We start from the raw sequence: 23,257 nt of genomic DNA on the forward strand, positions 1-23,257 counted from the left end.
AGGCTAAGCTCGTGGATATCCGGAACAGACTGACATAGAATAGGAAATCAGGCTTTGCGCTTCGGCGTGAGTTCACACGTTGGTTTGCCAACCCACCGCCATGCTCTCGGCGCGCTCTCCGATCTTCCAAATCGGGTGCGCTGAGGCGTTGTCCTCGCCGAAACTGCCGTTTCGCATGACGTCGGCCAACTCGACGCCGGCGGAGGCATTGGCGCGGGAGCGATCTGGCCGCGCGTCCAAGTATCGAGCGAAAGCCACTGTGTCTTCGCGAAAATCTGCCCTTGGGACAGGTCCGCGAGCGCGGTTTCCCCGATCCGCCATACGTCTGGCGTGGCCGCGCTTTGCAGGACATGGTCCAGCCTGCATCTTCGCTTGGTCCTTTCCTCTCTTCCTTGCCGCACCGTTGCCTTGCGCATTTTCGCCGATGGCGTAACCACCGGGCGGCGCTGCATCAATCCTCTTGCCCCGGCCCGGAGGCTCGGTCACAAGGACAGCATGAGCAGCACTCCGGATATCCTCTGCATCGGCTCCGTCCTCTGGGATGTGATCGGCCGCTCTGCCAGTCATATGCGCCAGGGCTCCGACGTGCCCGGGCGCATCATTCGCCTGCCGGGAGGTGTGGCGATGAACATCGCGATGACTCTCACCCGCTTCGGGCTGACCCCGGGCCTGTTGAGCGCCGTTGGGCAGGATCCCAATGGTCACGAGCTGGTGGACGCCTGCGAGCGGCTCGGCTGCGTCACGGAATATCTTTATCGTTCCGAGGACTTGCCGACCGACATGTATATGGCGGTTGAAGGCGCGAACGGGTTGATCGCGGCGATCGCCGACGCCCATTCGCTCGAGCAATCCGGCGCCCGTATCCTGTCGCCGCTGATCGACGGCCCGCTCGGCAGCGCCGAGGCGCCCTGGGCCGGGCCGGTGGCGCTCGACGGCAACCTGACGCTGGGCCTGCTGGAAGAGATCCTCCGCCTGCCCGCCTTTGCCGCCGCGGACCTGCGCATCGCGCCGGCGAGCCCCGGCAAGGCCGAACGGCTGACCCCCTTCCTGCGCGCGGGTCGCGGGGTTCTCTATGTGAACCTCGAGGAAGCCGGGCTGCTTTGCATGCAGAGTTTCGGCGACTCCGCCGAGGCCGCGTCGGCGCTCGTTGCCCGCGGTGCCGCACGAGCGCTGGTGACCAATGGCGGCCAGCCCGCGTCCGATGCCTCCGCCGAGGGGGTGATTTCGGAATGCCCGCCCGAGGTGCTGGTCACCCGGGTGACCGGTGCGGGCGACACTTTCATGGCGGCGCATATCGCCGCCGAACTGCGCGGCGCCGACCGTGCCACCGCGCTGGACGAAGCGCTGGCGGCCGCCGCAACCTACGTATCCGGAGACGTGACTTCATGACCCTCGTGCATCTTTCCGCCCCTGTCGCCGACGCGCTTGCCAAGGGCGCGCCCGTGGTGGCGCTGGAATCGACCATTATCACCCATGGCATGCCTTGGCCGCAGAACCTCGAGATGGCGCGCAAGGTCGAGCGGACGATCCGCGACGGCGGCGCCACCCCGGCGACCATCGCGGTGCTAGGCGGCAAGCTCTGCGTCGGTCTCGACGACGCGCAGCTCGAGGCGCTGGCGCAGACCAAGCACGCGGCAAAGCTCTCGCGCGCCGACATGGCTGTGTGCATGGCGCGGGGCGGCACGGGCGCGACCACCGTGGCGGCGACGATGATCGCGGCGCGGCTGGCGGGCATCGAAGTCTTTGCCACCGGCGGCATCGGCGGCGTGCACCGCGGCGCCGAGCAGAGCTTCGACATCTCTGCCGACCTGCAGGAGCTGGCGCAGACCCAGGTGACCGTGATCGCCGCCGGCGCGAAGGCCATCCTTGACCTGTCGAAGACCATGGAGGTGCTCGAAACCCTTGGCGTTCCGGTGATCGCCTTCGGGCAGGACCAACTGCCGGCCTTCTGGTCGCGCGAGGCCGGGATCGCCGCGCCGCTGCGGCTCGACACCGCAAAGCAGATCGCCGAGGCGCACCGGATGCGCGGCGCCCTCGGCCTGCCCGGCGGCCAGCTCGTGGCCAACCCGATCCCCGAAAGCGCCGAGATCCCGCGCGAGACGATGATGCCGATCATCGCCCGGGCCATGGAAGACGCGACCGCGCATGGCATCCACGGCAAGGCGGTCACGCCGTATCTTCTCCAGCGCATCTTCGAGCTGACCGAGGGCCGCTCGCTCGAAAGCAACATCGAGCTGGTGCTGAACAACGCCCGTCTCGGCGCGGCCATCGCGGCGGAAATGAGCGCCCTGCCCGCCGCGTAAACCACAGCGCGGATCACAGTCTCGCGCGCCCATTGTGAAGCGGCGCGCGAGCCCCTAGTTTGTTTCGGAACACCTCTGTCTCCGGAACAAGAATGAACACGCCCTTCGACGACAAGCCCCGCCGCCCCGGCATCTTCGCGAGCCTCAGGGCGAGCTTCCTGACCGGGCTGGTGGTGATCGCCCCGGTTGGCCTGACCATCTGGCTGATCTGGACCCTGTTCGGCTGGGTCGACGGCTTCGTGCTGCCGCTGGTGCCGCAGCGCTTCAATCCCGAGGAGTACATCGGGATCAACCTGCGCGGCGTGGGCGTGATCTTCTTTCTTGTCTTCACCATCCTCGTCGGCTGGGTCGCCAAGGGGCTGATCGGCCGTTCGATGATCCGCTTTGCCGAAACGCTGGTGGACCGCACCCCTGTGGTGCGCTCGATCTATTCTGGAATCAAACAGATCGCCGAAACGGTTTTCGCCCAGACCGAGAGCAACTTCGAAAAGGCCTGCCTCGTGCAGTACCCGCGCAAGGGTATCTGGGCGATCGGCTTCATCTCGACCCGGGCCAAGGGTGAGATCCTCGCCCGCGCCGACGCTATGGGAGACCTGGTTTCGGTCTTCGTGCCGACCACGCCCAACCCGACCTCGGGCTTCTTGCTCTACTTCCCCGCCGAGGATGTGGTGGAACTGGAGATGAGCATCGAGGATGCCGCCAAGCTGGTGATCTCGGCCGGGCTCGTCTATCCGCCGGAAAAGCCGGGCGAAAAGCCGAAGGTCGAACCGGTGCGCCGCGCCAGCTGACTCAGCGGTCCGGCTGCTCCGCCAAGGCAGCCAGTTCCCGCACCGCAAGTCTCAGGTCAGCCTCGAAGAGCGCCTCCGCCGCCGCGCGCTCTGCGGCGGGCACGCGCAAAAGATAGGACGGATGCAGCGTGACCAGCACCGGGGTGCCATCCTCGGTGCGTTCGAGACCGCCGCGCCGGGCCATCAGGGCTCGGCGGTCTCCGGTCAGGCTCTCCACTGCCGTCGCGCCCAGAGCGAGGATCAGCTTCGGCTTCACCCGGCTCCGCTCGAGATCAAGCCACCAGCGGCATTGCTGGATCTCGCCGCTGTTCGGCGCCTGGTGAAGCCGCCGCTTGCCGCGCGGGGTGAACTTGAAGTGCTTGACCGCATTGGTGACATAGGCCCTGCGCCGGTCAAGTCCGGCACGCTGTGCGATGCTGTCGAAGAGCTGACCGGCCGGGCCGACAAAGGGGCGCCCTTCCAGATCCTCGCGATCTCCGGGCTGTTCGCCGACGATCATCAGTGGCGCATCCGGGGGCCCTTCGCCCGGCACCGGCTGTGTCGCGTCCTGCCACAGCGGACAGCGCCGGCAGGCCGAGAGGGCCGCGTGCAGATCGCCGACTTCCTCTGTTACCTCGGTGGTGGGCAGGCGCAGGCGCGCGCTGATCTTTCCGGCACGGGCGGGAGCAAGCGTCGGTGCCGCCTCGGCCATCTGCCGCGCGCGGGCCTCGGCGGTGGCGATCAACTCAGGGATGAGCTGCGTCTCGGGCATGTTGTGCCAGTATTTCTTCGGCATCTCGGCCTGCATCGCCTTGGGTTTCAGCCTTGCCGGGTTGAAGATATTGCGGAAATAGGTGCGCCAGAGATCCTCGGTCGCGTCCTGCGGCAGCTCGGGTCTGGGCGCTCCCGGCGCGAACCGAAGCGCGCCCCCCTCGAAATGCGCCGACAGGTCCGGGGTAAAGATCGCCCAGTCCATATCTCCGAAACGCTTGACGAAGAATGGCGCGGTCAGCTCGACGATGTGGTGGGTCGGCTCGAACCAGGCGGCGAACCTGCGACGGTTCGCCCCTGGCACCTCCAGCTCGCGGAAGCGGACGAAGGCGGTCATCTTGTGCCGGTCGCGGCTGACGTCCTTGGCCATGCGGGTGAGCTTGGCGACGCGCGGATCGCCCCGGTCTTCGAGCAAACGCCTGTCGTCCCGGAGCGACCAGAGCAGTGCATAGAGCCGGGCAAAGCGTTCGGGGTCGCTGTGGCAGACGGCAAGCCGTGCCAGCTCGACAAAGCCGCGCGGCACGGTGACCGGCCCGCCGGCAATCTTTGGCAGGTCGGTGGCAAAGAGGTCCTCCGCGCCCTGCCCGCGCTGCCAGAGCAGATCCTCGGGCCGCACCCCTGCCCCCAGAAGCGCCCGCGCCTCATCCCGCCAGGCCTCGAAGGTGCCGATCTCGGGCAACGCGACGCGGCGCATCAGAAGAGCGAGAGCTGTTCAGGCGGCGGCGCGAAGCGGGCGCGCAGATCGGCGGCATCGCTCAGCGCGCGCGGGCGCCAGTCAAGCAGGGTGATGAAGGGCTTGGCCTGCTTGAGGCTGGCGCCCATCCGCCGCAGATCGTCATAGCGCAGCGTGCGATGACGCCGGGTGGTCAGGATCCGCGCCACGGTCTTGGTCCCGAGCCCCGGCACCCGCAGAAGCATCTCGCGCTCGGCCAAGTTCACGTCGAGCGGAAAGAGATGCCGGTTTGCCAGCGCCCAGGCGAGCTTGGGGTCGACCTCGAGGTCAAGGTGACCACCCCTCGTGGCAGAGGCGATTTCCTCGACGTCGAAACCATAGAAACGCAGCAGCCAGTCGGCCTGATAAAGCCGGTGCTCGCGCATCAGCGGGGGCTTGATCAGCGGCAGCGCGGCCGAGGCATCGGGGATCGGTGAAAAGGCCGAATAGTAGACGCGGCGCAGCTTGTAGCCCGAATAAAGCCGGGTCGAGGTTCGCAGGATCGTCGTGTCGTCCGCCCCATCGGCGCCGACGATCATCTGCGTCGACTGCCCGGCGGGGGCAAAGCGCGGCGGGCGCTTGCCACTGAAGCTGCGCTCCTTGCCCGCCTCGCGTTTCAGCCGCACATCGGCCATGGCGCGGCGGATCTGTGCCGGATCCTTCTCGGGGGCATAATCCTTGACCGCGCGGTCGGTGGGCAGCTCGACGTTGATCGACAGCCGGTCGGCGTAGAGCCCCGCCTCTTCGATCAGTTCGGGCGCGGCGTCGGGGATGGTCTTGAGGTGGATATAGCCGCGAAAATGGTGCTCGGTCCGCAGCATCCGTGCGATGCGCACCATGTCCGACATGGTCTCGTCCGGGCTGCGGATGATGCCCGACGACAGGAACAGCCCCTCGATGTAGTTGCGGCGGTAGAATTCCAGCGTCAGCGTCACGACCTCTTCGGGGGTGAACCGCGCGCGGGTCACATTGCTGCTGACCCGGTTCACGCAATAGGCGCAGTCGTAGATGCAGAAGTTGGTCATCAGTATCTTGAGAAGGCTGATGCAGCGGCCGTCCGGCGCATAGGCGTGGCAGATGCCCGAACCGGTGGTCGAACCGATCCCCTTGCCATCTCGGGAGTCGCGCTTCTGCCCCCCGCTCGAGGCGCAGGACGCATCGTATTTCGCCGCGTCGGAAAGAATCGCGAGCTTCTGATCGAGGGTCATTCTTGCCATGTGTTCATGATATGTTCACATGGGTGCCTGATCAATGGCGCGCTTGGGCGGGAACGCCCGGCTCACGCCGAAGTGTCCCCGCCCGCAATCTCAGCGCCCGATCAGAGCGCGGTCCAGCCACCGTCGACCGAGATCGTCGTGCCGGTGATCTGCGCCGCAAAATCAGAGCAGAGGAACACCGCCGTGCCGCCGATCTGCTCGGTGGTGGCGAATTCCTTCGACGGCTGGCGCTCGAGGATGACCTTCTCGATCACCTCTTCTTCGCTCATGTCGTACTTGGCGGCTGTGTCGGGGATCTGCGCCTCGACCAGCGGGGTCTTCACGTAGCCCGGGCAGATCGCGTTGCAGGTGATGTCTTCGCGCGCCGTTTCCAGCGCGACGGTCTTGGTCATGCCGACGATGCCATGCTTGGCCGCCACATAGGCCGCCTTGAACGGCGAAGCGGTCAGCCCGTGCGCCGAGGCAACATTGATCACCCGGCCCCAGCCCGCCTTGCGCATCATCGGCAGCGCTGCGGCGGTGGTGTGGAAGGCCGAGTTCAGATTGATCGCGATGATCGCATCCCACTTCTCGATCGGGAATTCGTCGATCGGCGAGACGTGCTGGATCCCGGCGTTGTTCACCAGGATGTCGCAGGCCCCGGCTTGGTCGATCAGCGCCCGGCATTCGTCGCCCTTGGACATGTCGGCCTTGATGTAGCGCACCTCGACGCCGAACTCCTTGGCCATGTCCGCGGCCAATTGGTGATCCTCGTCCCGGTCGGTGAACGAGTTCAGCACCACCGATGCCCCGGCCCGCGCCAGTTCGCGCGCGACGCCGAGCCCGATGCCCGAGTTCGATCCGGTGACGACTGCCGTCTTGCCCTTGAGTGACATGCGAAAACTCCTCGTGTCTTGCGGCACCGACATGGCTCGCCGCCTGCATGGGGAACGGGATGGACATGCCTCCCGGTTCCGCTCCTCCGCATTGCTCGGTCATCCGGCGCGAAGCTGCAAGCCCGTGTTCGCAACGTCATCACGGATTCGTAGGCGGGAACCCGGCCTGCCCCCCTAGGCAAGCCGGGCCCTGCCCTGTAAGGCTCGGCGCACCGTCGCACACCGGCGCATACGTCCAAATCTTCAACAGCGATGCCGACGCACAGCGGCCACGCGTACGCCAAACTCGGCAGGTCGGATTCGTGGAATTTGGCGTCGCCGGATGGCAGGGTCTTTCCGGAAGAGCGCGAAAAAACCAAAAAAAACGCCGGCACGAGGCCGGCGTTCAGTCATTGAGGCAGGTTTCATACAGGCAAGAAACCTATCGAGCAGTGACCTCTTTATACGCGCTTTGCTGCCGGAGTCCAACCTAAAAGTTTGAAAAGACGTAAAAGCCCCGATAGGGTCGAAAACCAAGAAAACAAGGGCAGAGCAGGACGATTTCGACAATGGCCGCCATTCATTTCAGATTTTCTCCCATCCGGCCCGCGCTCACCGCGCTGGCCCTATTTTCGGGATTCGCCGCAAGCGCGGAGCCGATGCATGGCATCGCCATGTACGGCGAGCCCGCCCTGCCCGCGGATTTCGATCATCTGCCCTACGTGAACCCGGAAGCGCCCAAGGGCGGCCGCATCGTCACCGGCGAAGTCGGCAGTTTTGACAGCCTCAACCCGCATATCCTCAAGGGCTCGGTGCCCTGGCAGCTGCGCTTTCTGGCCTATGAATCTCTCATGGGTCGCAGCTGGGACGAGCCCTTCACGCTTTACTGCCTGATCTGCGAAACGGTCGAGACCTCGCCCGAGCGCGACTGGGTCGAATTTACCCTGCGCCCCGAGGCGAAATTCTCCGATGGCTCGCCGGTCACCGTCGAGGACGTGATCTGGAGCTTCAACACCCTCGGCACCGAAGGCCACCCGCGCTACCAGGGCACCTATAGCCGCATCGAGAGCATCGAGAAGACCGGCGAGCACAGCCTGCGCTTCACCTTCAACGTGCAGGACCGCGAACTTGCGCTGATCGTCGGCATGCGTCCGATCCTCAAGAAGGCGCAGTGGGAAGGCAAGGATTTTGCCGCCTCCGGCCTCGACGTGGTGCCCATAACCACCGCGCCCTATGTCATCGACAGCTTCGAGGCAGGCCGCTACGTCTCGCTCAAGCGCAACCCCGATTACTGGGGCAAAGACGTGCCCTTCATGAAGGGCCAGGCCAACCTCGACGAGGTGCGCATGGAGTTCTTCGGCGATGGCACCGCCATGTTCGAGGCCTTCAAGGCGGGGCTGCTGAACTCCAACCGCGAGCTCAATTCGGAAAAGTGGGAGACACAGTACGATTTCCCCGCCGTGCAGTCCGGCGAGGTGGTCAAATCCGTTGTCCCGCATGGCCGCCCCTCGGGGATGACTGGCTTCGTGATGAACACCCGCCGGCCCGGTTTTGACGACTGGCGCGTGCGCGAGGCGATGATCCAGCTGTTCAACTTCGAGTACATCAACGAAACGCTGACCGGCGGGCGACAGCCGCGCATCACCTCTTATTTCTCCAACTCCGAGCTGGCGATGGACCACGGCCCGGCGTCCGGCCGGGTCAAGGACCTGCTGGAGCCATTCGCCGAAAGCCTGGTTCCCGGCACGCTCGAAGGCTACCAGCTGCCGCAGGGCGACGGCTCGGCCCGCAACCGCGCCGGGCTGCGCAAGGCGATGGATCTGATGCAGGAGGCCGGCTACACGGTGCAGGACGGGGTGATGATGGACCCGCAGGGCCAGCCCTTCCAGTTCGACATCGTGCTGCCGCAGGGCGAGACCGAGGCCGGCTCTATGATCGACATCTACGTGCAGGCGCTGCAGCGCCTCGGCATCAAGGTGCGCGTCGACACGGTCGACTCCGCCCAGTTCAACGCGCGCAGCGCCTCTTTCGATTTCGACATGACCTGGTTCCGCCGTGGCATCTCGCTCTCGCCGGGCAACGAACAGCGGCTCTACTGGGGCAGCGCGGCCGCCGACCAGGAAGGCTCGCGCAACCTGATGGGCATCAAGAGCCCGGCGGTGGACGCGCTGATCGAGGACTTGTTGACCGCCACCAGCCGCGAAGAGTTTCTCGCCGCCACCCATGCGCTTGACCGGGTGCTCACCGCTGGCCGATATGTCATCCCCACCTACGAGTGGAATCAGAGCTGGATCGCCCACGCCAAGGAGCTGACCTACGCCGAGCCGACTCCGGTCTACGGAGACTGGATCGACTGGCAGCCCAACGCCTGGTGGTGGGAAGAGCAGAACTGAGGTCTGCCCCGCCAGACCAAGACGACCGACAAGACCAACAAACGACGAGCAGACAGTATGAAACGCCTCTTCCTTCTCGCCCTCCTGGCCGCCCCGCTTGCCGCCTGCGGCACCGTCGATGGCTTCGGCCAGGACGTTTCGCGCGCTTCGCGCACCGTCGACAGCTGGTTCTGACCAGCCGCCCGGCCCCGCTGCCGCGCGCGGCGGGCGCATTTTACTCGGAGCAAATATCCCGGGGGCCCGGGGGCATCGCCCTGGAACGGCCCCCGGATCGGCGCCCTGTGCCGGCAGTTTAGCTCAGCGCTCGTCGCCCAGCATCGGGCGGATCCGCGTCAGCACCGCCAGCAGGAAGGCGGTGCTCACCCCAAAGGTCAGAAGTCCCGTGATCGCGGCAAAGCTGCCGTAGATCCGCAATCCTTCGCCCAGCGTGATGTCTCCGTATCCCAAGGTCGTGTAGCTCACCACGGCGAAGTAGAAGGCCTCGGGCAGCGTCTCGAAGGCCCCGAAGTAGCGAAAGCTCGCAGCCCAGAGCCAGATCTGCAGCGTATGGGCGAGCACCATGGCACCGAAGGCGATGCAGATCAGCCCGAAGAGCCGCAAGGGCCCGGTCTTGTCCTCGATCCGCGCGATCGCCGAGAGCAGTGCCGGCGCGACGCGCGCGATGATCCAGAGTTGGACCCCGGCGCAGAGGAAGAGCAGCCCGCTCCCCATCAGGATTTGCGTGCCGATGCCCATGCGCGGCGGCCTCAGCGCGCCTTGAAGAGGCTGCCGAGAATGCCTCTCACCAGACGCTTGCCGGTGGTCCCCGAGAGTTCCTTCAGCACCGCTTGCCCCAGCGCCTCGCCGAGGCTGTCCGGCGCGCTGTAGCGCGTGCTGCGCGAGGTGGGAGCGCTGCTCTTGCGGGGCTGCGCGCGGGGCGTGGGGTCGTACCGGCGGGCGCGGTTGTAGTCTCGGATCTCGGTCTCGACCGTGTCCACGGCCCTGTCGGCCTCTTCTGCAGCAGTTGCTGCTGCGGCGGCGCGGGCCTGCAGGATCTCGTGGGCGGATTCGCGGTCCACCGGGGTGTCGTATTTGCCCTTCAGCGGCGAGGCATCCATGACCTCGGTCCGCTCTGCGTCGGTGATCGGACCGAGCCGCGAGCCCGGCGGGCGCACCAATGTGCGCTGCACCATGCCCGGCACGCCCTTCTTTTGAAGGAAGGAGGTCACCGCCTCGCCTGTCCCGACCTCGCGGATCGCGGTCTCCGTGTCGAAGGCCGGGTTCTCGCGGTAGGTCTCGGCAGCCTGTCTCAGCGCCTTGCGGTCGCGCGCGGTGAAGGCGCGCAGCGCATGCTGCACGCGGTTTCCGAGCTGGCCGAGGATGTCCTCGGGAATGTCGTCGGGGTTCTGCGTCACGAAGTACACGCCGACGCCTTTGGACCTCACCAGCCGCGCCACCTGTTCGACCTTGTCGACCAGCGCCTTGGGCGCGTCGTCGAACAAAAGATGCGCCTCGTCGAAGAAGAACACCAGCTTGGGCTTCTCGGGATCGCCGACCTCGGGCAATTCCTCGAAAAGCTCCGACAGCAACCACAGCAGGAAGGTCGCATAGAGCCGCGGCGCCCCCATCAGCGCGTCGGCGGCGAGGATGTTCACATGGCCGCGCCCGTCCGGCGCGCAGCTCATCAGGTCCGACAGCTCCAGCGCCGGCTCACCGAAGAAGCGCGCCCCGCCCTGGTTCTCGAGCACCAGAAGCCGCCGTTGGATCGCCCCCACGGAGGCGGTGGAAATATTGCCGTAGCGCAGGCTGAGCTCCTTGGCGTTCTGCCCGACCCAGACCAGCAGCGCCTGCAGGTCCTTGAGATCGAGCAGCGGCAGCCCCTGCTCGTCCGACAGCCGGAAGGCGATGTTGAGAATGCCCTCCTGCGCCTCGGTCAACTCCAAGAGCCGGGCCAGCAACAGCGGGCCCATCTCGGCCACGGTGGTGCGCACCGGGTGGCCCTTGGCGCCGAAGAGATCCCAGAAGACCACCGGGAATCCGGTATAGGTGAACGTATCGAAGCCGATCTTGGCGTTGCGCTCCATGAAGGGTGCATGCAGGCTGGCGGTCTCCGAGCCAGCCCGCGCGAGCCCCGACAGATCACCCTTCACGTCCGACAGGAAAACCGGCACCCCCGCCGCCGAAAACCCCTCGGCGAGGATCTGCAATGTGACCGTCTTGCCGGTGCCCGTGGCGCCGGCGATCAGCCCGTGGCGGTTGCCATACTTCAGCCCAAGATACTGTTTTTCCGAATAGGCTTCGCCGCCACCGCCTACAAAAACATCATCCGTCATGGCCTGCCTCCGCTGCCGTCCGGACCCGAGCATACAATCTTAACTCTTTGGCGCCAGTATGAAATTCGTCCGGGGCAACATGTCCTCTCCTGCCTCGGGCGAACTTCCTCCCTGTCTGACTTGCCGCGCCCTTGCAACGGGCGCGGCCTTTTGTGCAAAAGTGAAGCCCTGCCGTTGCAAAGCCTGTTGACCGTTGGGAAAGAGTTTCGTAGCGTCTCGGCAATGACAAAGTCGGCCGGTCCGACAGGGAGCAAGGGAAAGGGGACCGCAGGGTCCCTTTTCTCTTTTTGATGAATGGTTTCCGCGCTTTATTGCCGTTCCCGTGATGCTTCCCATTTCCGGACTGACACCGCTTGGTGTGCATGCTAAGCGGGCAATGAGGCAAGAATGACCGTTTCAGGGGGACCCATGATCAGACCTCTCCACATCCTGCGCCTGCTGCCGCTCGCTGCGGCCCTGGCAACCATGCCGGCCTATGCGCAGGACGCCGCCCAAACAAACGACGCTCCCGCAGCAGACCAGGCCGAAGGCACCGTCGCCGCCGGCGGTCTCTCGCTGGGCGAGGACGCAAACGCCGAGACGCCCGGCGCGCCCGGGCAGCAGCCCGAGACCTACGTCAAGGCCACGCATGGCTCCTGGGAACTGCAGTGCCTGCGCGCGCCCGAGGGCAGCGATGCCGAGGATCCCTGCCAGATGTACCAGTTGCTGCAGGACAGCGACGGCAACAATGTCGCCGAGGTGAGCCTGTTCCGGGTTGCCAACGGCGGCCAGGTCGCGGCCGGGGGCACCTTCGTCGTGCCGCTGGAGACGCTGCTGACCCAGAAGCTGACCATCTCGGTCGACGGCGGCCAGGCCAAGCGCTACGACTTCTCCTTCTGCACCCCCGTGGGCTGCTACGCCCGCGTCGGCTTCACCGAGGAAGACGTGAACCGCTTCAAGGCGGGCAAGGGCGCGCAGATCACCATCGTCCCGGCGCTGGCGCCGGATCAGAAGGTGACGCTCGACATGTCGCTCTCGGGGTTCACCGCGGGCTACGAAGAGACCAGCGCGCTGCGCCAGTAAGCGCTGCGGTGCGGAAAACGAAAAGCCCCGGGCCGCAAGGCGCCGGGGCTTTTTCATGTCTGCAGCGCGGGTCGCGCGGCGCCGGGATCAGCCCTCGCGCAGCCCGGCGAGCACCGCCTCGGCGGCGCGCAGTCCAGGCGCGTCGCCGCCCTTTCCGAGAAGCTCCATGGTCTGGTGCATCGCCCGCGTCTGCTCCTGCGGCGCGTCGAGCACGCGGAGGATCGCGTCGGCAATGGGCCCGGGCCGGCAGTCGTCGCCGATAAATTCGGGCACGGTGCGGCTGTCGGTCACAAGGTTCACCAGGTTCACCGAATCCACCAGCATCAGCCGGCCGATGATCTGCCGCGAAAGCCAGCCCATGTCATAGGCGATGACCATGGGCGTGCCGGCGGCGGCCAACTCGAGCGCCACCGTGCCCGACGCGGCCAGCGCCACGTCGGCGGCGGCAAAGGCGGCGCGTTTCTCGGCCTTGCCTGCCTCGCCCTCGTCGCGCGGATCGAGCAGGATCGGATCGACCGGCCAGCCCTTCACCGTCTCCTTCACGAGCTCTGCCACCGGTGCGGCCATGGGCAGCACGTATCGCAGTTCGGGCCGCTGCCGCTTGAGGTGCGCCAGAGCCTCGCCGAACACCGCGCCGAGGCGCGAGACCTCGGAGCGGCGCGAGCCGGGCAGGATCAGGCAGAGCGGCGCATCGCCGATGCCGTGGCGGAGGCGGAACTCGGCCGCCTCGGGCTGGCTCGCCTGCGGGTCGGTGACCACGGGGTGACCCACGAAATCGCAGCGCATGCCCGCGGCCTGCATGTAGGGTGGCTCGAAAGGCAGCAGCGCCAGAACCTGGTCGATGTGCCGCGCCATCTTCGCCGCGCGGCCGGGGCGCCAGGCCCAGACCGTGGGGGCCACGTAGTGCACGGTGCGGATGTCGGATTTCTCTTTGACCAGCTTGGCCACGCGAAGCGAGAATTCCGGCAGGTCGACGGTGATCAGCACGTCGGGCTTGGCGGCCACCACCGCCTCGGCGGTCTGGCGGATGCGGGCCTTGAGCGCGCCGTAGTTGCGCAGGATCTCGGTGATGCCCATGATCGAGATCTCGTCCATGGGAAAGAGGCTCTGCAGCCCTTCCTCGAGCATGCGCTCGCCGCCGATCCCCTCGAAGGAGACCTCGGGAACCTGCGCCTTCAGCCCCTGCATGAGCGCGCCGCCCAGCTTGTCGCCCGAGGGCTCGCCCGCGATGATGAAGACCTTCATGCGTCCCGCTCCCGTACCCACAGGAAGAGCCCTGCGGCATCCAGCATTTCGATGACCGCCGCGCGGTCGAGCACCATGACGCCCTGCGCCTCGATGACGATGCCCGAGAGCCCGGCGCGGATCGCGCCGACGGCGGTGTTGGGGCCGATCACCGGCAGGTCGGCGCGGCGCTCCTGCCCCGGCTTCGGCGCCTTGTAGAAAACGCCGCCCGGTACCGGCGGCAGCGCGCCCAGCATGGCATCGGTGCCACGCGCGTCTTCCTGCGCAACCACCTGATCGCCCGAGATGACGCAGCATTGGCCCAGATCCTCGAGCCCCTGACGGTGGCTCACCGCATCGGCGAGCGTCGCCATCGCTGCTGCCTCGGTGCCGGGCTGCGCCTGCGTCAGCACACCGGTCGCCGGAAGCAGCGCCGGGGCGGCCTCATGCGCGCCCACGACCTCAAGCCCGGCGTCCTCGAGCAGCCCGATGACGATGCGTAGCGCGCCATCGTCGCCGCGCTTCAGAGCGCGCAGGATCTTCGGCAGCAAGAGCAGCGTCGGCACGTCGAGGCGCGATGCCTTGATCTCGGGCCGGCCGACCGCGCCGCACAGGCATACACGGGTCACCCCCTGTACCTTGAGCCAGCGCAGGAAGGAGCCAAGCTTCTCGATCCGGAACAGGTGATCCGCCGCCACCCGGTCGGGCGGCGAGCTTTCCATGCCGCAGACCAGCGCCGGTTCGGGCAGGGCTTCGATCACTGCCCGAGGCAGATCACCCTGCCCTGCGATCAGAGCCAGCACGTGGATCAGCCCGGCGTCAGGAAGTGACGGTCGCTGTCGCCGAGGATGAAGTCGACGATCTCGCGGACATATTCGCTCTGGGTCTCGTCACCGAGGCGCTTGGCGCGTTCGGCAAAGGCGCCCTCGCCCTGCGCCAGCATCTGGAAGGCGGCGCGCAGCGCGGTGATGTCCGAGCGGCTCACGCCCCGGCGCTTGAGGCCGACAAGGTTGAGTCCGTCGAGCTTGCCGCGCGGCGCCTGTACCAGCCCGTAGGGGATCACGTCGTTGGTCACCATGGTCACGGCGCCGATGATCGCACCGCGCCCGATGCGCACCCATTGGTGCACCCCCGACAGCCCGCCGACGATCACGTCGTCCTCGATCACGCAATGGCCGGCCAGCGCCGAGTTGTTCACCAAGATCACCCGGTCCCCCACCTGCGCGTCATGCGCCACGTGGCAGCCGGCCATGAACAGCCCGTCGTCGCCAACGCGGGTGACGCCGCCCCCCCCCTCGGTGCCCGAGTTCATCGTCACATGCTCGCGGATGCGGTTGCGCTTGCCGATGACCAGCTTGGTCTTCTCGCCGCGGAACTTCAGGTCCTGCGGGATCTCGCCGATCACCGCAAAGGGAAAGATCACGGTGTCTTCGCCGATCTCGGTACGGCCGGTGACCACCACGTGGCTTTTCAGCTCGACGTTCGCCGCCAGCACTACCTCGGGCCCGACATGGCAGAACGGGCCGATCGTGCAGCCCTCGCCGATCTGCGCGCCCGGCTCTACATAGGCGCTGGGATGGATCACGGCATCGGTCACGCCGGCAGGTCCATCATCGCGGTGAACTCGGCCTCGCAGGCCAGTTCGCCATCGACCTCGGCCACGCCCTCGAACTTCCAGACCTTGCCGCCCGGCTTGCCGCGCAGGGTGCGGACCTTCATCTTGAGCACGTCGCCCGGCACCACCTTGCGGCGGAACTTGCACTTGTCGATGCCCATGAAATAGACCTTGAGGTCCTTGTCGGCGAGATCAAGTGCCGCCCCAACCATGACCGCGGTCGTCTGGGCCATGGCTTCGACGATGGTCACGCCGGGCATGATCGGCAGGCCCGGGAAGTGGCCCTGGAAGTGCGGTTCGTTCATCGTGACGTTCTTGATGCCCACGGCCGAGTTGGTGCCGTCGATCTCCACGACCTTGTCAACGAGCAGGAACGGGTAGCGATGCGGCAGGATGCGCTGGATCAGCTGGATGTCAGCGCTGAGAAGCGTCTCGGTCATCGTCGGCCTTTCAAAAGGAAAAAGTCGCCTCTCCCCTAGCAATCCCGGCGGCTCGGGGCAAGCGGCGCGCGCGCGGCGACGTCACGCGATGCAACAGGCTGAAACAGCGAGCCGCATGATCAGGGCTTGGGCGGGGTGTCCGGTGAAACGGGAACCTGCGCGTTCGGGGTGCTGGTCAGATCGGGCAGCGGATCGGGTTTTGGCAGCACCTCGTTCATCCGCGAGATGGCTGTTTCGGTGATGTCGATGGCATTGGTCGACAGGAACACCGTGCGCTGGTCGAGGATCACGCTCGCGCCGGCATCGCGCATGAGGTCGGCAAGAACCGGCTCGGCTTGCGAGATGAACGCGCGCCGACGTTCCTCCGAGAGATTGCCGAGGGTGCGCGCCTTGCTGTCCTGCGCGTCGCGCAGCTCCTGCACCTTGGTGTCGAAGGCGTCGGCCAGCTTGCGGAAGGCAGTGGCGTCCATCGTCCGGCGCTTCTCGGTGAGGGACTTTTCCTCGGCGGTGAGCTCCGCCTCGATGCGACGGTTCTCGGCGGCGATGGCCGTGCCGGTCTCCTCGAGCAGCTTCGAGACCTCTTTGCCGAAATCGCTTTCCGCGTAGAGCCGGTCGATTTCGACTGTAAGGATCTCGCTCTGCACGATCCCCGGACGCATGGCGTCCTGCGCCAGGGCAGGCGTTGCGGCAAGGCCGAGCCCGAGGGCGGCGGCGCGCAGCAAGCTGCGCGCCCCAAGCTCAGAAGGTGCTCGACACCGAGAGGCTGAAGTTCTGCTCGTTGTCATATTTTTCCTTCGCCACCGGGGTCGAGAAGTTCAGGCGGAGCGGCCCGAGTACCGAGTCCCAAAACACCGAGAAGCCGATCGACTGGCGGGCGGTGAAATCGCTGTAGAGGATCTCGTTGTCCCCGGCTTTCGCGATCGTGTCGTCGGACAGGCCCCAGATCGAGCCGATGTCGTAGAAGACGCCGCCGCTGATGCCGTATTCCTCGGGCAGGCCGAGCGGGAACTCGGCGTCGAAGCGCAGCGCGGCGTAGTAGTTGCCGCCCAGGGGGGAATCGATGTCCTCGTCGTCGTTGACTTCGCGCGGGCCGATACCGGCGTATTCATAACCGCGCATGATGTTCTCGGTCATCATGTAGCGGTCGGTCACGCGGCTGTCGCCATCGATGTAGTTGATCGCCCCGGCCTGGAAGGTGGCGCGCAGGGTAATTTCCTCGTTCCAGACCAGCGTTTGCGCCACGGCGCGCAGGTCGGTCTGCACGAAGTTGGTGTCACTGCCGAGCCCGCCGAAGTCCTGGCCGAATTCCAACAGGTAGCCGCGATCGGGGTCGAGACCCTCGCGCCGGGTGTCATAGCTGAAGGTGTAGCCCAGCATGTGATCGTTGCGGGCGTCTTCCTCGGCTTCCGAGATCACGACGTTGCCGACCTGATCCTCATCGTAGTCGATGATGTCGGTGTAGCGGTAGGTGTAGCGCAGGCCCAGACGGCCGTTGTCCGAGATCGGGAAGGTCAGGCTGGGGCGGAAGAGGCCTGTTGCCGTGTCGTAATCGGCGCTGTCATACGACGTCTCGCGATAGCTGAGCGCGAGGCCGAAGGACACATCGCGGCCCAGGAAGTAGGGCTCGACGAAGTTGAACGTGTAGCTCTGGTTCGTCGACGCGGTGTTGATCCCGAAGGACAGGCGCTGGCCCCGGCCGAGGAAGTTCTGCTCGGCAAAGGAGATCGAGGCGCCGAGGCCGTCGGTCGTCGAATAGGAGCCGCCGAAGCCGATCGACCCGGTGGGCTTCTCGGTGACGTTCACGTCGACAATGACCTGCTGCGGCGTCGAGCCTTCGCGGGCGTCGACCTGCGCATCCGAGAAATAGCCGAGCGCACGAATGCGTTCAGCCGCCTCGCGGATGGCGCGGGGGTTGAAGGGATCGCCCTCGGCGGTGTCGAACTCGCGGCGGACCACCTGGTCGAGCGTGGTGGTGTTGCCCTCGATGTCGATGCGCTCGACGAAAATGCGCGGGCCGCGGGTCAGGTTGAAGGTGACGTCCAGCGTCTGCGCGCGGTCGTTGCGGGTGACCTGGGGATCGATGCGGACGAAGTTCAGCCCCTGCTTGGTGGCGAGACGCTCGAGCCGGATGATTTCCTTGTCCACCTCGGCGGGCGAATAGGCCTTGCCCGACCGCAGGCTGATCGCATTGCGGAAGCTCGCCACGTCGACCTCGGGCAGCTCGCTCGCCACGCCGATGCGGCCGAAGTTGAACTTCTGCCCTTCCTCGACGTTGAAGGTCAGGAAGTAGCTGTCACGTTCCTCGGAGAGTTCCGAGTTGATCCCGGTGACGCGGAAATCCACGTAACCGCGCGAGGCGTAGAAGTCCTGCAGCAGCTGGCGATCGAAGGCCACGCGGTCCTCGATGTAGGTGTCGCTGCGGATCACCGCGCGCAGCAGGCCGGCCTGCTTGGTCTGGATCACCCGGCGCAGGCGCCCGTCCGAGAAAGCCTGGTTGCCGACGAAGCCGATGCGCTCGATTTCGGTCACGCCGCCTTCGAAGATCTCGAAGACGAGGTCGACGCGGTTGTTCGAACGGCGGATCAGCTTCGGCGTCACCTGCGCCGCGATGCGGCCCTGCTGCAAGTAGGCGTTGGCGATCTGCTGGGCGTCCTGCTCGGCCTGGCGCGGGCTGTAGACGCGGCGCGACTGGGTCTTGACGATGGAAGCCAGATCCTCGTCCTTGAGCCGGCGGTTGCCCTCGAAGGCGATCTGGTTGACCGTCGGGAATTCGGTGACCTCGATCACCAGCGTGTTCCCCTGCGGCGTGATCTCGACGGTCTCGAAAAGACCGGAGTCCACGATGCGCTGATAGGCCGAGTTCAACTCGCCCGCGCTCACCGTCTCGCCCCGGGCGATGCCCGCGTAGCTGAGGATGGTGCCGGATTCGATGCGTTCGTTGCCTTCGATCCGGACATTGCTGAATGCGTAGGATTGCGCCTGCACTGCCTCGGGCAGCGCGGTGAAGGCCATCGCCGCCGCAAGCGATAGGGCAAGCGCCGAAACGCCTGCGCGATGCGCGTAACTTTTGCCGCGGGGCCTGCCCGACTTCTGCTCGATGCTCATGCTCGCTGTCCACTCCGCCAAAGTATTTTTTTATTGTGAGTAGCGGGTGGAGGTCTTCTTGTCAAAAGACGAAACTGCGACGGGTCAAAGAGTTCCCAGGAAGGCGCCAAAATACAACGCGACGAGGATCACCGCGACGAAGAACAACCGATCCCAGTTGATCGCCAGCAGCACGCCGAGCCCGCGATAGCCGTTTTGGAAGGTCTGCATTCCGTCCCCCGGTTAACTATACCCAGATCATTCGATAGAGGGTCATCATGGCGGATTTAGGGCAAAAAGGCCGGGTCGAGGATTACCCCCGCCCGGCCTTCAACTGTCTTTGGGTCCGTCTTCTCCGCCCCGGGACCAGGGCCGGAAAGATCAGGGGCAGAAGATGTCGTTGGTCAGAGCAAAGACCATCATGCCGAGGATCAACACCAGCCCGGCGGACATCAGCGCGCGCAGCGCCCGTTCCGAGGGCGGCTTGCCGGTGACCGCCTCGTAGGCGAAGAACACCAGGTGCCCGCCGTCGAGCACCGGCACCGGGAAGAGGTTCAGCAGCCCCACGGCGGTCGAGAGCACCGCGATGAAGGTCAGGAAGCTCTGCCCCCCCTGCGAGGCCATGGCGCCCGAGGTCTCGGCGATGCCGATCGGTCCCGACAGATTGCACGAGGAGATATTGCCGGCGATCATGTGCCACAGGCCCGAGAGCGAGCCGGCGGCGATGCTGTAGGTGCGGCTCACGGCGCCCTTCACCGCGTCGACCGGACCAACGGTCTCTGTCGCTGGCTCGAAGAAGATGCCGCCGACGATGCCGATGCGGTAGACGGTGTGATAGCCGCCGTCGGGCAGCGGCTCGTCCGTGCGCTTCGGGGTAAGCGCAAGATCGAGGATCTCGCCATCGCGCCAGACCTCAAGCCCCAGCGTCGCCCCATCCGAGCTTTCCACGCGCTGCTTAAGCTGGTCGAAGGCAAAGATCGGCACGCCGTCGATCGCCATGATCACGTCGCCCTGCTCCATGCCCGCCTCGATGGCGGCAGAGCGTGGCACGACCTGCGAGACCAGCGCCGGGTAGACATAGGGGCCACTGACCTCTTGCCGGCCGCCATCGCGCTCGACCGTGTAGGTGAGCGAGTTCTGCAGCGGCAGGTTCTTGAGGAAACTGTCGAAGCCCTCGGCGTCGTCGAAGGAGGGCGTCGGCATGCCCTCGATCTCCAGCAGCACGTCACCCTCTTGCAGTTCCTGCACGCTCGGCATCGGGCGCAGCTCGCCCACGGTGAGCGGCTCGGAGACCTGTCCCTGCATCATGAAGATGCCGGTGAACAGGACGATCGTCAGCACGAAGTTGAACACCGGTCCGGCGGCCACGGTGGCGGCGCGGGCCCAGAGCGGCGCGCCGGTCATGGTCTGGCGGCGCTCCTCTTCGGTCATCGCCTCAAGGGCTGCGGTGTCGGCGGTGCCGCTCGCGGCGGTGTCGTCGCCCTTGAACTTCACGTAGCCGCCGAAGGGCAGCGCGGCGATCTGCCAGCGGGTGCCATGCTTGTCGACACGGCTCATCAGCACCGGGCCGAAGCCAAGCGAGAAGACATCGGCATGGATCCCCGACCAGCGGCCGACGATGTAATGCCCGTACTCGTGGATCGCGACGATCACCGACAGCGCGATGACGAATGCCAGAAGCGTCCAGATAACGCCCCCGAATTGCGGAATCAGCTGGGTGATCTCCAAAGGCCCTGCCCTTTCAACTCGTTTTTTCTTGTCCCGTGGCGGGCCGTCTTACCGGCGCGCGGTGGTCAGCTTCAGTGGTGCTGCAGCATCAGCTCGCGCGCGGTCCTGCGTGCGAGATGGTCAGCGGCGAGGACGTTATCAAGGGTGATCTCGGCGCTTGTGACTGCGCTCTCCGCCGAAAGATGCTCCAGCGTCCGCTCGACGATCCCCGCCATGTCTTGAAAGCCGATCCGCTTGCCGATGAAATCGTCGAGCGCCTGCTCCTTGGCGGCGTTGAACACCGCGCCCGAGAGCCCGCCCGCCGCCATGACCTCGCGCGCCAGCCGAAGCGCGGGCCAGCGCGTCTCGCAGGCCGGGCGGAAGGTCAGCTGTGAGAGCTTCACCAGGTCGAGCCGCTCCACCGGAAGCGCGGCGCGCTGCGGGTGGTGCAGCGCAAAGCCGATGGCATGGCGCATGTCCGGCGGCCCGAGATGCGCCATCAACGCCCCGTCGCAGAAGCCGACCAGCGCGTGGATCATGCTCTCGGGATGGACGACGACCTCGATTTTCTCGGGTTCCAGCCCGAAAAACTCCTTGGTTTCTATGACTTCCAGGGCCTTGTTAAACATAGAGGCGGAATCGATCGTGATCCGCTGGCCCATGTCCCAGTTGGGATGGGTCGCCGCTTGCTCGGGGCTCGCCTCGGCCAGCTTCTCCACCGGCCAGTCGCGGAAGGCGCCGCCCGAGGCGGTGATGATTACCCGCTCGACGCGGCTCATCTCTTCGCCGATCAGCGCCTGGAAGACCGCGGAATGCTCGCTGTCCACCGGCAGCACGCGCCCGCCATGGGCCTGCGCGGTGTGCAGCACCAGAGGGCCGGCGCAGACCATGCTTTCCTTGTTGGCCAGCGCCAGTGTCGCGCCCTTCTCGAGCGCCCGCAGCCCCGGCGCCAGACCCGCCGCGCCGACGATCGCCGACATGACCCAATCGGCCTGGCGTGAGGCGGCTTCGACAATGGCCTCGGGGCCTGCTGCTGCCTCGACCGACGATCCGGCCAGCCGCGCGCGCAGCTCGGGCAGCAGCGCGGGATCCGCCGTTACCGCCAGCTCGGCGCCGAATTTACGTGCGTCCTTGGCAAGTTGTGCGACGTTCTTGCCACCGGTGAGCGCGACGACGTGATAGCTTTCGGGATCACGGGCGATAAGGTCGAGCGTGTTCTGACCAATCGATCCGGTCGCGCCGAAAATGGAAATGCGTCTCATTTCTCGTGTCTCATTCGACCCCGGGCGGGAAGTCGACGATCTGCCCCGCGATGAGCAGGAAGAGCGCGGCGCCCAGCATGCCGTCGAAACGGTCGAGCAGGCCGCCGTGGCCCGGCAGCAGGCTCGAGCTGTCCTTCACCCCGGCGCGGCGCTTGATGGCGCTCTCGGCGATATCGCCGATCTGGCTGGCCATGGAGATGGCGATCGAGACGCCGACGAGCCCGAAGCCCGCCTCGCGCGACAGCGCGGCGAAGACCGCGCCGACGATGCCCGCGCCGATCCAGCCCGCGGCAGAGCCGGACCATGTTTTCTTGGGGCTGACGCGCGGCCAGAGCTTGGGGCCCCCGATGGCGCGGCCGGCGAAATAGCCAGCAACGTCGGTCACCACGACCACCGTCACCATCCACAGCATCCAGGTGAGCCCGAAGTCCGAGCGCAGCGACATGATGCCGTAGCCTGCGAGCATGATCATCGCGGTGAAGACCGCATAGGTCACCCCGCCCCGCTCCATCTGACCAAGGCCGACCATCGAGGGCAGCAGCAGCAGCGGCAGCGCGAAGGCCGGCGGCAGGTAGACCGACGCCAGAGCGCAGACGCCGGCGACAAGGGCAAGCACTTTGGCCGACTTCCGGCGGTTGGTGTCGACCATGTTGACCAGTTCCCAGACCATGCCGCCGCAGGCCAGCGAGATGGCGAGCCGCCACCAAATCCCGCCCAGCCAGACGCAGATCAGCGCAACGACAATCAGCACCGCCGCCGAGCCCATGCGCGGCCCGAGGTCGCTCCAGCGTGCCGAGCTCATGCCTTCACCCCGCCGTAGCGCCGCTCGCGCAGCCCGTAGCCGCCGATCAGGGACGAGAACTCCGAGGCACAGAAATCCGGCCAGAGCGTATCGACAAACTCGTATTCCGCATAAGCGGACTGCCAGAGCAGGAAGTTCGAGATGCGCGCCTCTCCTGAAGTGCGGATCACCAGGTCGGGGTCGGGCAGCACGCAGGTATCAAGATATTTTGGCAAGGTCTCTTCGTTGACGTCCTCGGGGCTGAGCTTGCCCGCGGCCACATCCTGTGCCAGCCGCTTGGTCGCCCGGGCGACCTCGTCGCGGCCGCCGTAGTTGATGGCGATGGTCAGGTTGACCCCGGTACATCCCGAGGTCAGCGCCTCGAGCTCGTCCATCAGGGTCACCAGCTTCTTGTCGAGCTTCACCCGGTCGCCGATGAAGCGGACCTGAACGTTCTCGGCGTGAAGCGCGCGCGCCTCTTTCTGGATATAGCGACGGAAGAGGCTCATGAGCCCCGCCACCTCGGTCTGGGTGCGCTTCCAGTTCTCGGTCGAGAAGGCGAAGATCGTCAGGTACTTGACCCCGACATCGGGGCAGGCCTGGACGATCTCGCGGACCCTCTTGGCACCGGCATGGTGGCCGAACAGCCGTGGGCGGCCCCGTTGGGTCGCCCATCGGCCGTTGCCGTCCATGATGATGGCCACGTGACGCGGGCCGCTGCCGTCTCGGATCGGTTTGGGCATAGGCCCTCCT

22 protein-coding genes are annotated in these 23,257 nt (G+C 66.1%); 6 read left to right on the forward strand and 16 right to left on the reverse strand.

Annotation, left to right across the window (positions count from 1 at the left end):
• Positions 1-495: 495 nt before the first annotated feature.
• The 3 genes from G0D83_RS19470 to G0D83_RS19480 all read left to right on the forward strand — a co-directional run bounded on the left by G0D83_RS19470 (position 496) and on the right by G0D83_RS19480 (position 3,091).
• Positions 496-1,389 (forward strand): PfkB family carbohydrate kinase, encoded by an 894-nt coding sequence (locus G0D83_RS19470; RefSeq protein WP_164196421.1) that lies wholly within the window; start codon positions 496-498, stop codon positions 1,387-1,389.
• Positions 1,386-2,303: a pseudouridine-5'-phosphate glycosidase gene (locus tag G0D83_RS19475; protein WP_164196422.1), complete on the forward strand. Its 918-nt coding sequence runs from the start codon at positions 1,386-1,388 to the stop codon at positions 2,301-2,303. The genes G0D83_RS19470 and G0D83_RS19475 overlap by 4 nt, the downstream gene beginning before the upstream one ends.
• 92 nt (positions 2,304-2,395) lie before the next feature.
• Positions 2,396-3,091 (forward strand): DUF502 domain-containing protein, encoded by a 696-nt coding sequence (locus G0D83_RS19480; protein ID WP_108965531.1) that lies wholly within the window; start codon positions 2,396-2,398, stop codon positions 3,089-3,091.
• A 1-nt stretch (position 3,092) separates the two neighbouring features.
• Here G0D83_RS19480 and G0D83_RS19485 read toward each other — a convergent pair whose 3' ends face one another.
• From G0D83_RS19485 to G0D83_RS19495, 3 genes are all read right to left on the reverse strand, one after another.
• The gene (locus tag G0D83_RS19485; RefSeq protein WP_164196423.1) at positions 3,093-4,535 is read right to left on the reverse strand and encodes a UdgX family uracil-DNA binding protein; all 1,443 of its coding nucleotides are present in this window, start codon (positions 4,533-4,535) and stop codon (positions 3,093-3,095) included.
• Positions 4,535-5,770, reverse strand: coding sequence for a putative DNA modification/repair radical SAM protein (locus tag G0D83_RS19490; RefSeq protein WP_164196424.1), 1,236 nt, complete (start codon positions 5,768-5,770; stop codon positions 4,535-4,537). The genes G0D83_RS19485 and G0D83_RS19490 overlap by 1 nt, the downstream gene beginning before the upstream one ends.
• Before the next feature lie 101 nt (positions 5,771-5,871).
• Positions 5,872-6,645 carry a 3-hydroxybutyrate dehydrogenase gene (locus G0D83_RS19495; protein ID WP_164196425.1) on the reverse strand — a complete coding sequence of 258 codons (774 nt, stop codon included), beginning with the start codon at positions 6,643-6,645 and terminating at the stop codon, positions 5,872-5,874.
• A gap of 548 nt (positions 6,646-7,193) precedes the next feature.
• Here G0D83_RS19495 and G0D83_RS19500 point away from each other — a divergent pair.
• On the forward strand, positions 7,194-9,017 hold the full coding sequence (locus G0D83_RS19500; RefSeq protein ID WP_164196426.1) for an extracellular solute-binding protein: 1,824 nt from the start codon (positions 7,194-7,196) through the stop codon (positions 9,015-9,017).
• A 57-nt stretch (positions 9,018-9,074) separates the two neighbouring features.
• Positions 9,075-9,191, forward strand: coding sequence for an entericidin EcnA/B family protein (locus G0D83_RS19505; protein ID WP_095882411.1), 117 nt, complete (start codon positions 9,075-9,077; stop codon positions 9,189-9,191).
• Positions 9,192-9,314: 123 nt separating this feature from the next.
• On the opposite strand, the gene G0D83_RS19510 is transcribed toward G0D83_RS19505, so the two are convergent.
• Together G0D83_RS19510 and G0D83_RS19515 are read right to left on the reverse strand one after the other, a co-directional pair.
• Complete coding sequence (locus G0D83_RS19510) at positions 9,315-9,752, reverse strand: potassium channel family protein (protein ID WP_164196427.1); 438 nt, start codon at positions 9,750-9,752, stop codon at positions 9,315-9,317.
• Between the two features lie 11 nt (positions 9,753-9,763).
• Positions 9,764-11,329 (reverse strand): helicase HerA-like domain-containing protein, encoded by a 1,566-nt coding sequence (locus tag G0D83_RS19515; protein WP_164196428.1) that lies wholly within the window; start codon positions 11,327-11,329, stop codon positions 9,764-9,766.
• A 408-nt stretch (positions 11,330-11,737) separates the two neighbouring features.
• On the opposite strand from G0D83_RS19515, the gene G0D83_RS19520 reads away from it, so the two are divergent.
• Entirely contained in the window at positions 11,738-12,391 is a 654-nt protein-coding gene (locus G0D83_RS19520; RefSeq protein WP_164196429.1) for an invasion associated locus B family protein, read from the forward strand.
• Between the two features lie 87 nt (positions 12,392-12,478).
• On the opposite strand, the gene lpxB is transcribed toward G0D83_RS19520, so the two are convergent.
• The 11 genes from lpxB to G0D83_RS19570 all read right to left on the reverse strand — a co-directional run bounded on the left by lpxB (position 12,479) and on the right by G0D83_RS19570 (position 23,247).
• A complete protein-coding gene (gene lpxB / locus G0D83_RS19525) occupies positions 12,479-13,636 on the reverse strand; it encodes a lipid-A-disaccharide synthase (protein WP_164196430.1) in 1,158 nt (385 codons plus the stop codon).
• On the reverse strand, positions 13,633-14,418 hold the full coding sequence (locus G0D83_RS19530; protein WP_164196431.1) for a UDP-2,3-diacylglucosamine diphosphatase LpxI domain-containing protein: 786 nt from the start codon (positions 14,416-14,418) through the stop codon (positions 13,633-13,635). The genes lpxB and G0D83_RS19530 overlap by 4 nt, the downstream gene beginning before the upstream one ends.
• A 5-nt stretch (positions 14,419-14,423) precedes the next feature.
• Positions 14,424-15,212, reverse strand: a complete 789-nt coding sequence (lpxA, locus tag G0D83_RS19535; protein ID WP_164196432.1) for an acyl-ACP--UDP-N-acetylglucosamine O-acyltransferase — start codon at positions 15,210-15,212, stop codon at positions 14,424-14,426.
• The gene (gene fabZ / locus G0D83_RS19540; protein WP_164196433.1) at positions 15,209-15,670 is read right to left on the reverse strand and encodes a 3-hydroxyacyl-ACP dehydratase FabZ; all 462 of its coding nucleotides are present in this window, start codon (positions 15,668-15,670) and stop codon (positions 15,209-15,211) included. The genes lpxA and fabZ overlap by 4 nt, the downstream gene beginning before the upstream one ends.
• Positions 15,671-15,789: 119 nt before the next feature.
• Positions 15,790-16,392 (reverse strand): OmpH family outer membrane protein, encoded by a 603-nt coding sequence (locus G0D83_RS19545; protein WP_235939751.1) that lies wholly within the window; start codon positions 16,390-16,392, stop codon positions 15,790-15,792.
• Between the two features lie 16 nt (positions 16,393-16,408).
• Positions 16,409-18,775: an outer membrane protein assembly factor BamA gene (gene bamA, locus G0D83_RS19550; protein WP_203594925.1), complete on the reverse strand. Its 2,367-nt coding sequence runs from the start codon at positions 18,773-18,775 to the stop codon at positions 16,409-16,411.
• Between the two features lie 84 nt (positions 18,776-18,859).
• Entirely contained in the window at positions 18,860-18,985 is a 126-nt protein-coding gene (locus tag G0D83_RS32555; protein WP_255455560.1) for a hypothetical protein, read from the reverse strand.
• A gap of 150 nt (positions 18,986-19,135) precedes the next feature.
• On the reverse strand, positions 19,136-20,482 hold the full coding sequence (gene rseP / locus G0D83_RS19555) for an RIP metalloprotease RseP (protein WP_164196434.1): 1,347 nt from the start codon (positions 20,480-20,482) through the stop codon (positions 19,136-19,138).
• Positions 20,483-20,553: 71 nt separating this feature from the next.
• Positions 20,554-21,723, reverse strand: a complete 1,170-nt coding sequence (gene dxr, locus G0D83_RS19560; RefSeq protein WP_164196435.1) for a 1-deoxy-D-xylulose-5-phosphate reductoisomerase — start codon at positions 21,721-21,723, stop codon at positions 20,554-20,556.
• 10 nt (positions 21,724-21,733) lie between these two features.
• Complete coding sequence (locus G0D83_RS19565) at positions 21,734-22,525, reverse strand: phosphatidate cytidylyltransferase (RefSeq protein WP_164196436.1); 792 nt, start codon at positions 22,523-22,525, stop codon at positions 21,734-21,736.
• On the reverse strand, positions 22,522-23,247 hold the full coding sequence (locus tag G0D83_RS19570; protein ID WP_108965500.1) for an isoprenyl transferase: 726 nt from the start codon (positions 23,245-23,247) through the stop codon (positions 22,522-22,524). The genes G0D83_RS19565 and G0D83_RS19570 overlap by 4 nt, the downstream gene beginning before the upstream one ends.
• Positions 23,248-23,257: the final 10 nt, after the last annotated feature.

Origin of the sequence: Salipiger sp. PrR003 (genome assembly GCF_010500785.1) — a bacterium.
In the GTDB taxonomy this organism is placed as follows: Bacteria; Pseudomonadota; Alphaproteobacteria; order Rhodobacterales; family Rhodobacteraceae; genus Salipiger; species Salipiger pacificus_A.

What these genes read in the sequence shown, in the direction of transcription:
- G0D83_RS19510 (WP_164196427.1), bottom strand. Translation starts at nt 9,752, where the DNA reads ATGGGCATCGGCACGCAAATCCTGATGGGGAGCGGGCTGCTCTTCCTC.
- dxr (WP_164196435.1), bottom strand. Translation starts at nt 21,723, where the DNA reads ATGAGACGCATTTCCATTTTCGGCGCGACCGGATCGATTGGTCAGAAC.
- G0D83_RS19565 (WP_164196436.1), bottom strand. Translation starts at nt 22,525, where the DNA reads ATGAGCTCGGCACGCTGGAGCGACCTCGGGCCGCGCATGGGCTCGGCG.
- G0D83_RS19500 (WP_164196426.1), top strand. Translation starts at nt 7,194, where the DNA reads ATGGCCGCCATTCATTTCAGATTTTCTCCCATCCGGCCCGCGCTCACC.
- G0D83_RS19485 (WP_164196423.1), bottom strand. Translation starts at nt 4,535, where the DNA reads ATGCGCCGCGTCGCGTTGCCCGAGATCGGCACCTTCGAGGCCTGGCGG.
- fabZ (WP_164196433.1), bottom strand. Translation starts at nt 15,670, where the DNA reads ATGACCGAGACGCTTCTCAGCGCTGACATCCAGCTGATCCAGCGCATC.
- G0D83_RS19480 (WP_108965531.1), top strand. Translation starts at nt 2,396, where the DNA reads ATGAACACGCCCTTCGACGACAAGCCCCGCCGCCCCGGCATCTTCGCG.
- lpxB (WP_164196430.1), bottom strand. Translation starts at nt 13,636, where the DNA reads ATGAAGGTCTTCATCATCGCGGGCGAGCCCTCGGGCGACAAGCTGGGC.
- G0D83_RS19570 (WP_108965500.1), bottom strand. Translation starts at nt 23,247, where the DNA reads ATGCCCAAACCGATCCGAGACGGCAGCGGCCCGCGTCACGTGGCCATC.
- G0D83_RS19470 (WP_164196421.1), top strand. Translation starts at nt 496, where the DNA reads ATGAGCAGCACTCCGGATATCCTCTGCATCGGCTCCGTCCTCTGGGAT.
- G0D83_RS19505 (WP_095882411.1), top strand. Translation starts at nt 9,075, where the DNA reads ATGAAACGCCTCTTCCTTCTCGCCCTCCTGGCCGCCCCGCTTGCCGCC.
- G0D83_RS19495 (WP_164196425.1), bottom strand. Translation starts at nt 6,645, where the DNA reads ATGTCACTCAAGGGCAAGACGGCAGTCGTCACCGGATCGAACTCGGGC.
- bamA (WP_203594925.1), bottom strand. Translation starts at nt 18,775, where the DNA reads ATGAGCATCGAGCAGAAGTCGGGCAGGCCCCGCGGCAAAAGTTACGCG.
- G0D83_RS19475 (WP_164196422.1), top strand. Translation starts at nt 1,386, where the DNA reads ATGACCCTCGTGCATCTTTCCGCCCCTGTCGCCGACGCGCTTGCCAAG.
- G0D83_RS19515 (WP_164196428.1), bottom strand. Translation starts at nt 11,329, where the DNA reads ATGACGGATGATGTTTTTGTAGGCGGTGGCGGCGAAGCCTATTCGGAA.
- G0D83_RS19490 (WP_164196424.1), bottom strand. Translation starts at nt 5,770, where the DNA reads ATGGCAAGAATGACCCTCGATCAGAAGCTCGCGATTCTTTCCGACGCG.
- G0D83_RS19520 (WP_164196429.1), top strand. Translation starts at nt 11,738, where the DNA reads ATGATCAGACCTCTCCACATCCTGCGCCTGCTGCCGCTCGCTGCGGCC.
- G0D83_RS32555 (WP_255455560.1), bottom strand. Translation starts at nt 18,985, where the DNA reads ATGCAGACCTTCCAAAACGGCTATCGCGGGCTCGGCGTGCTGCTGGCG.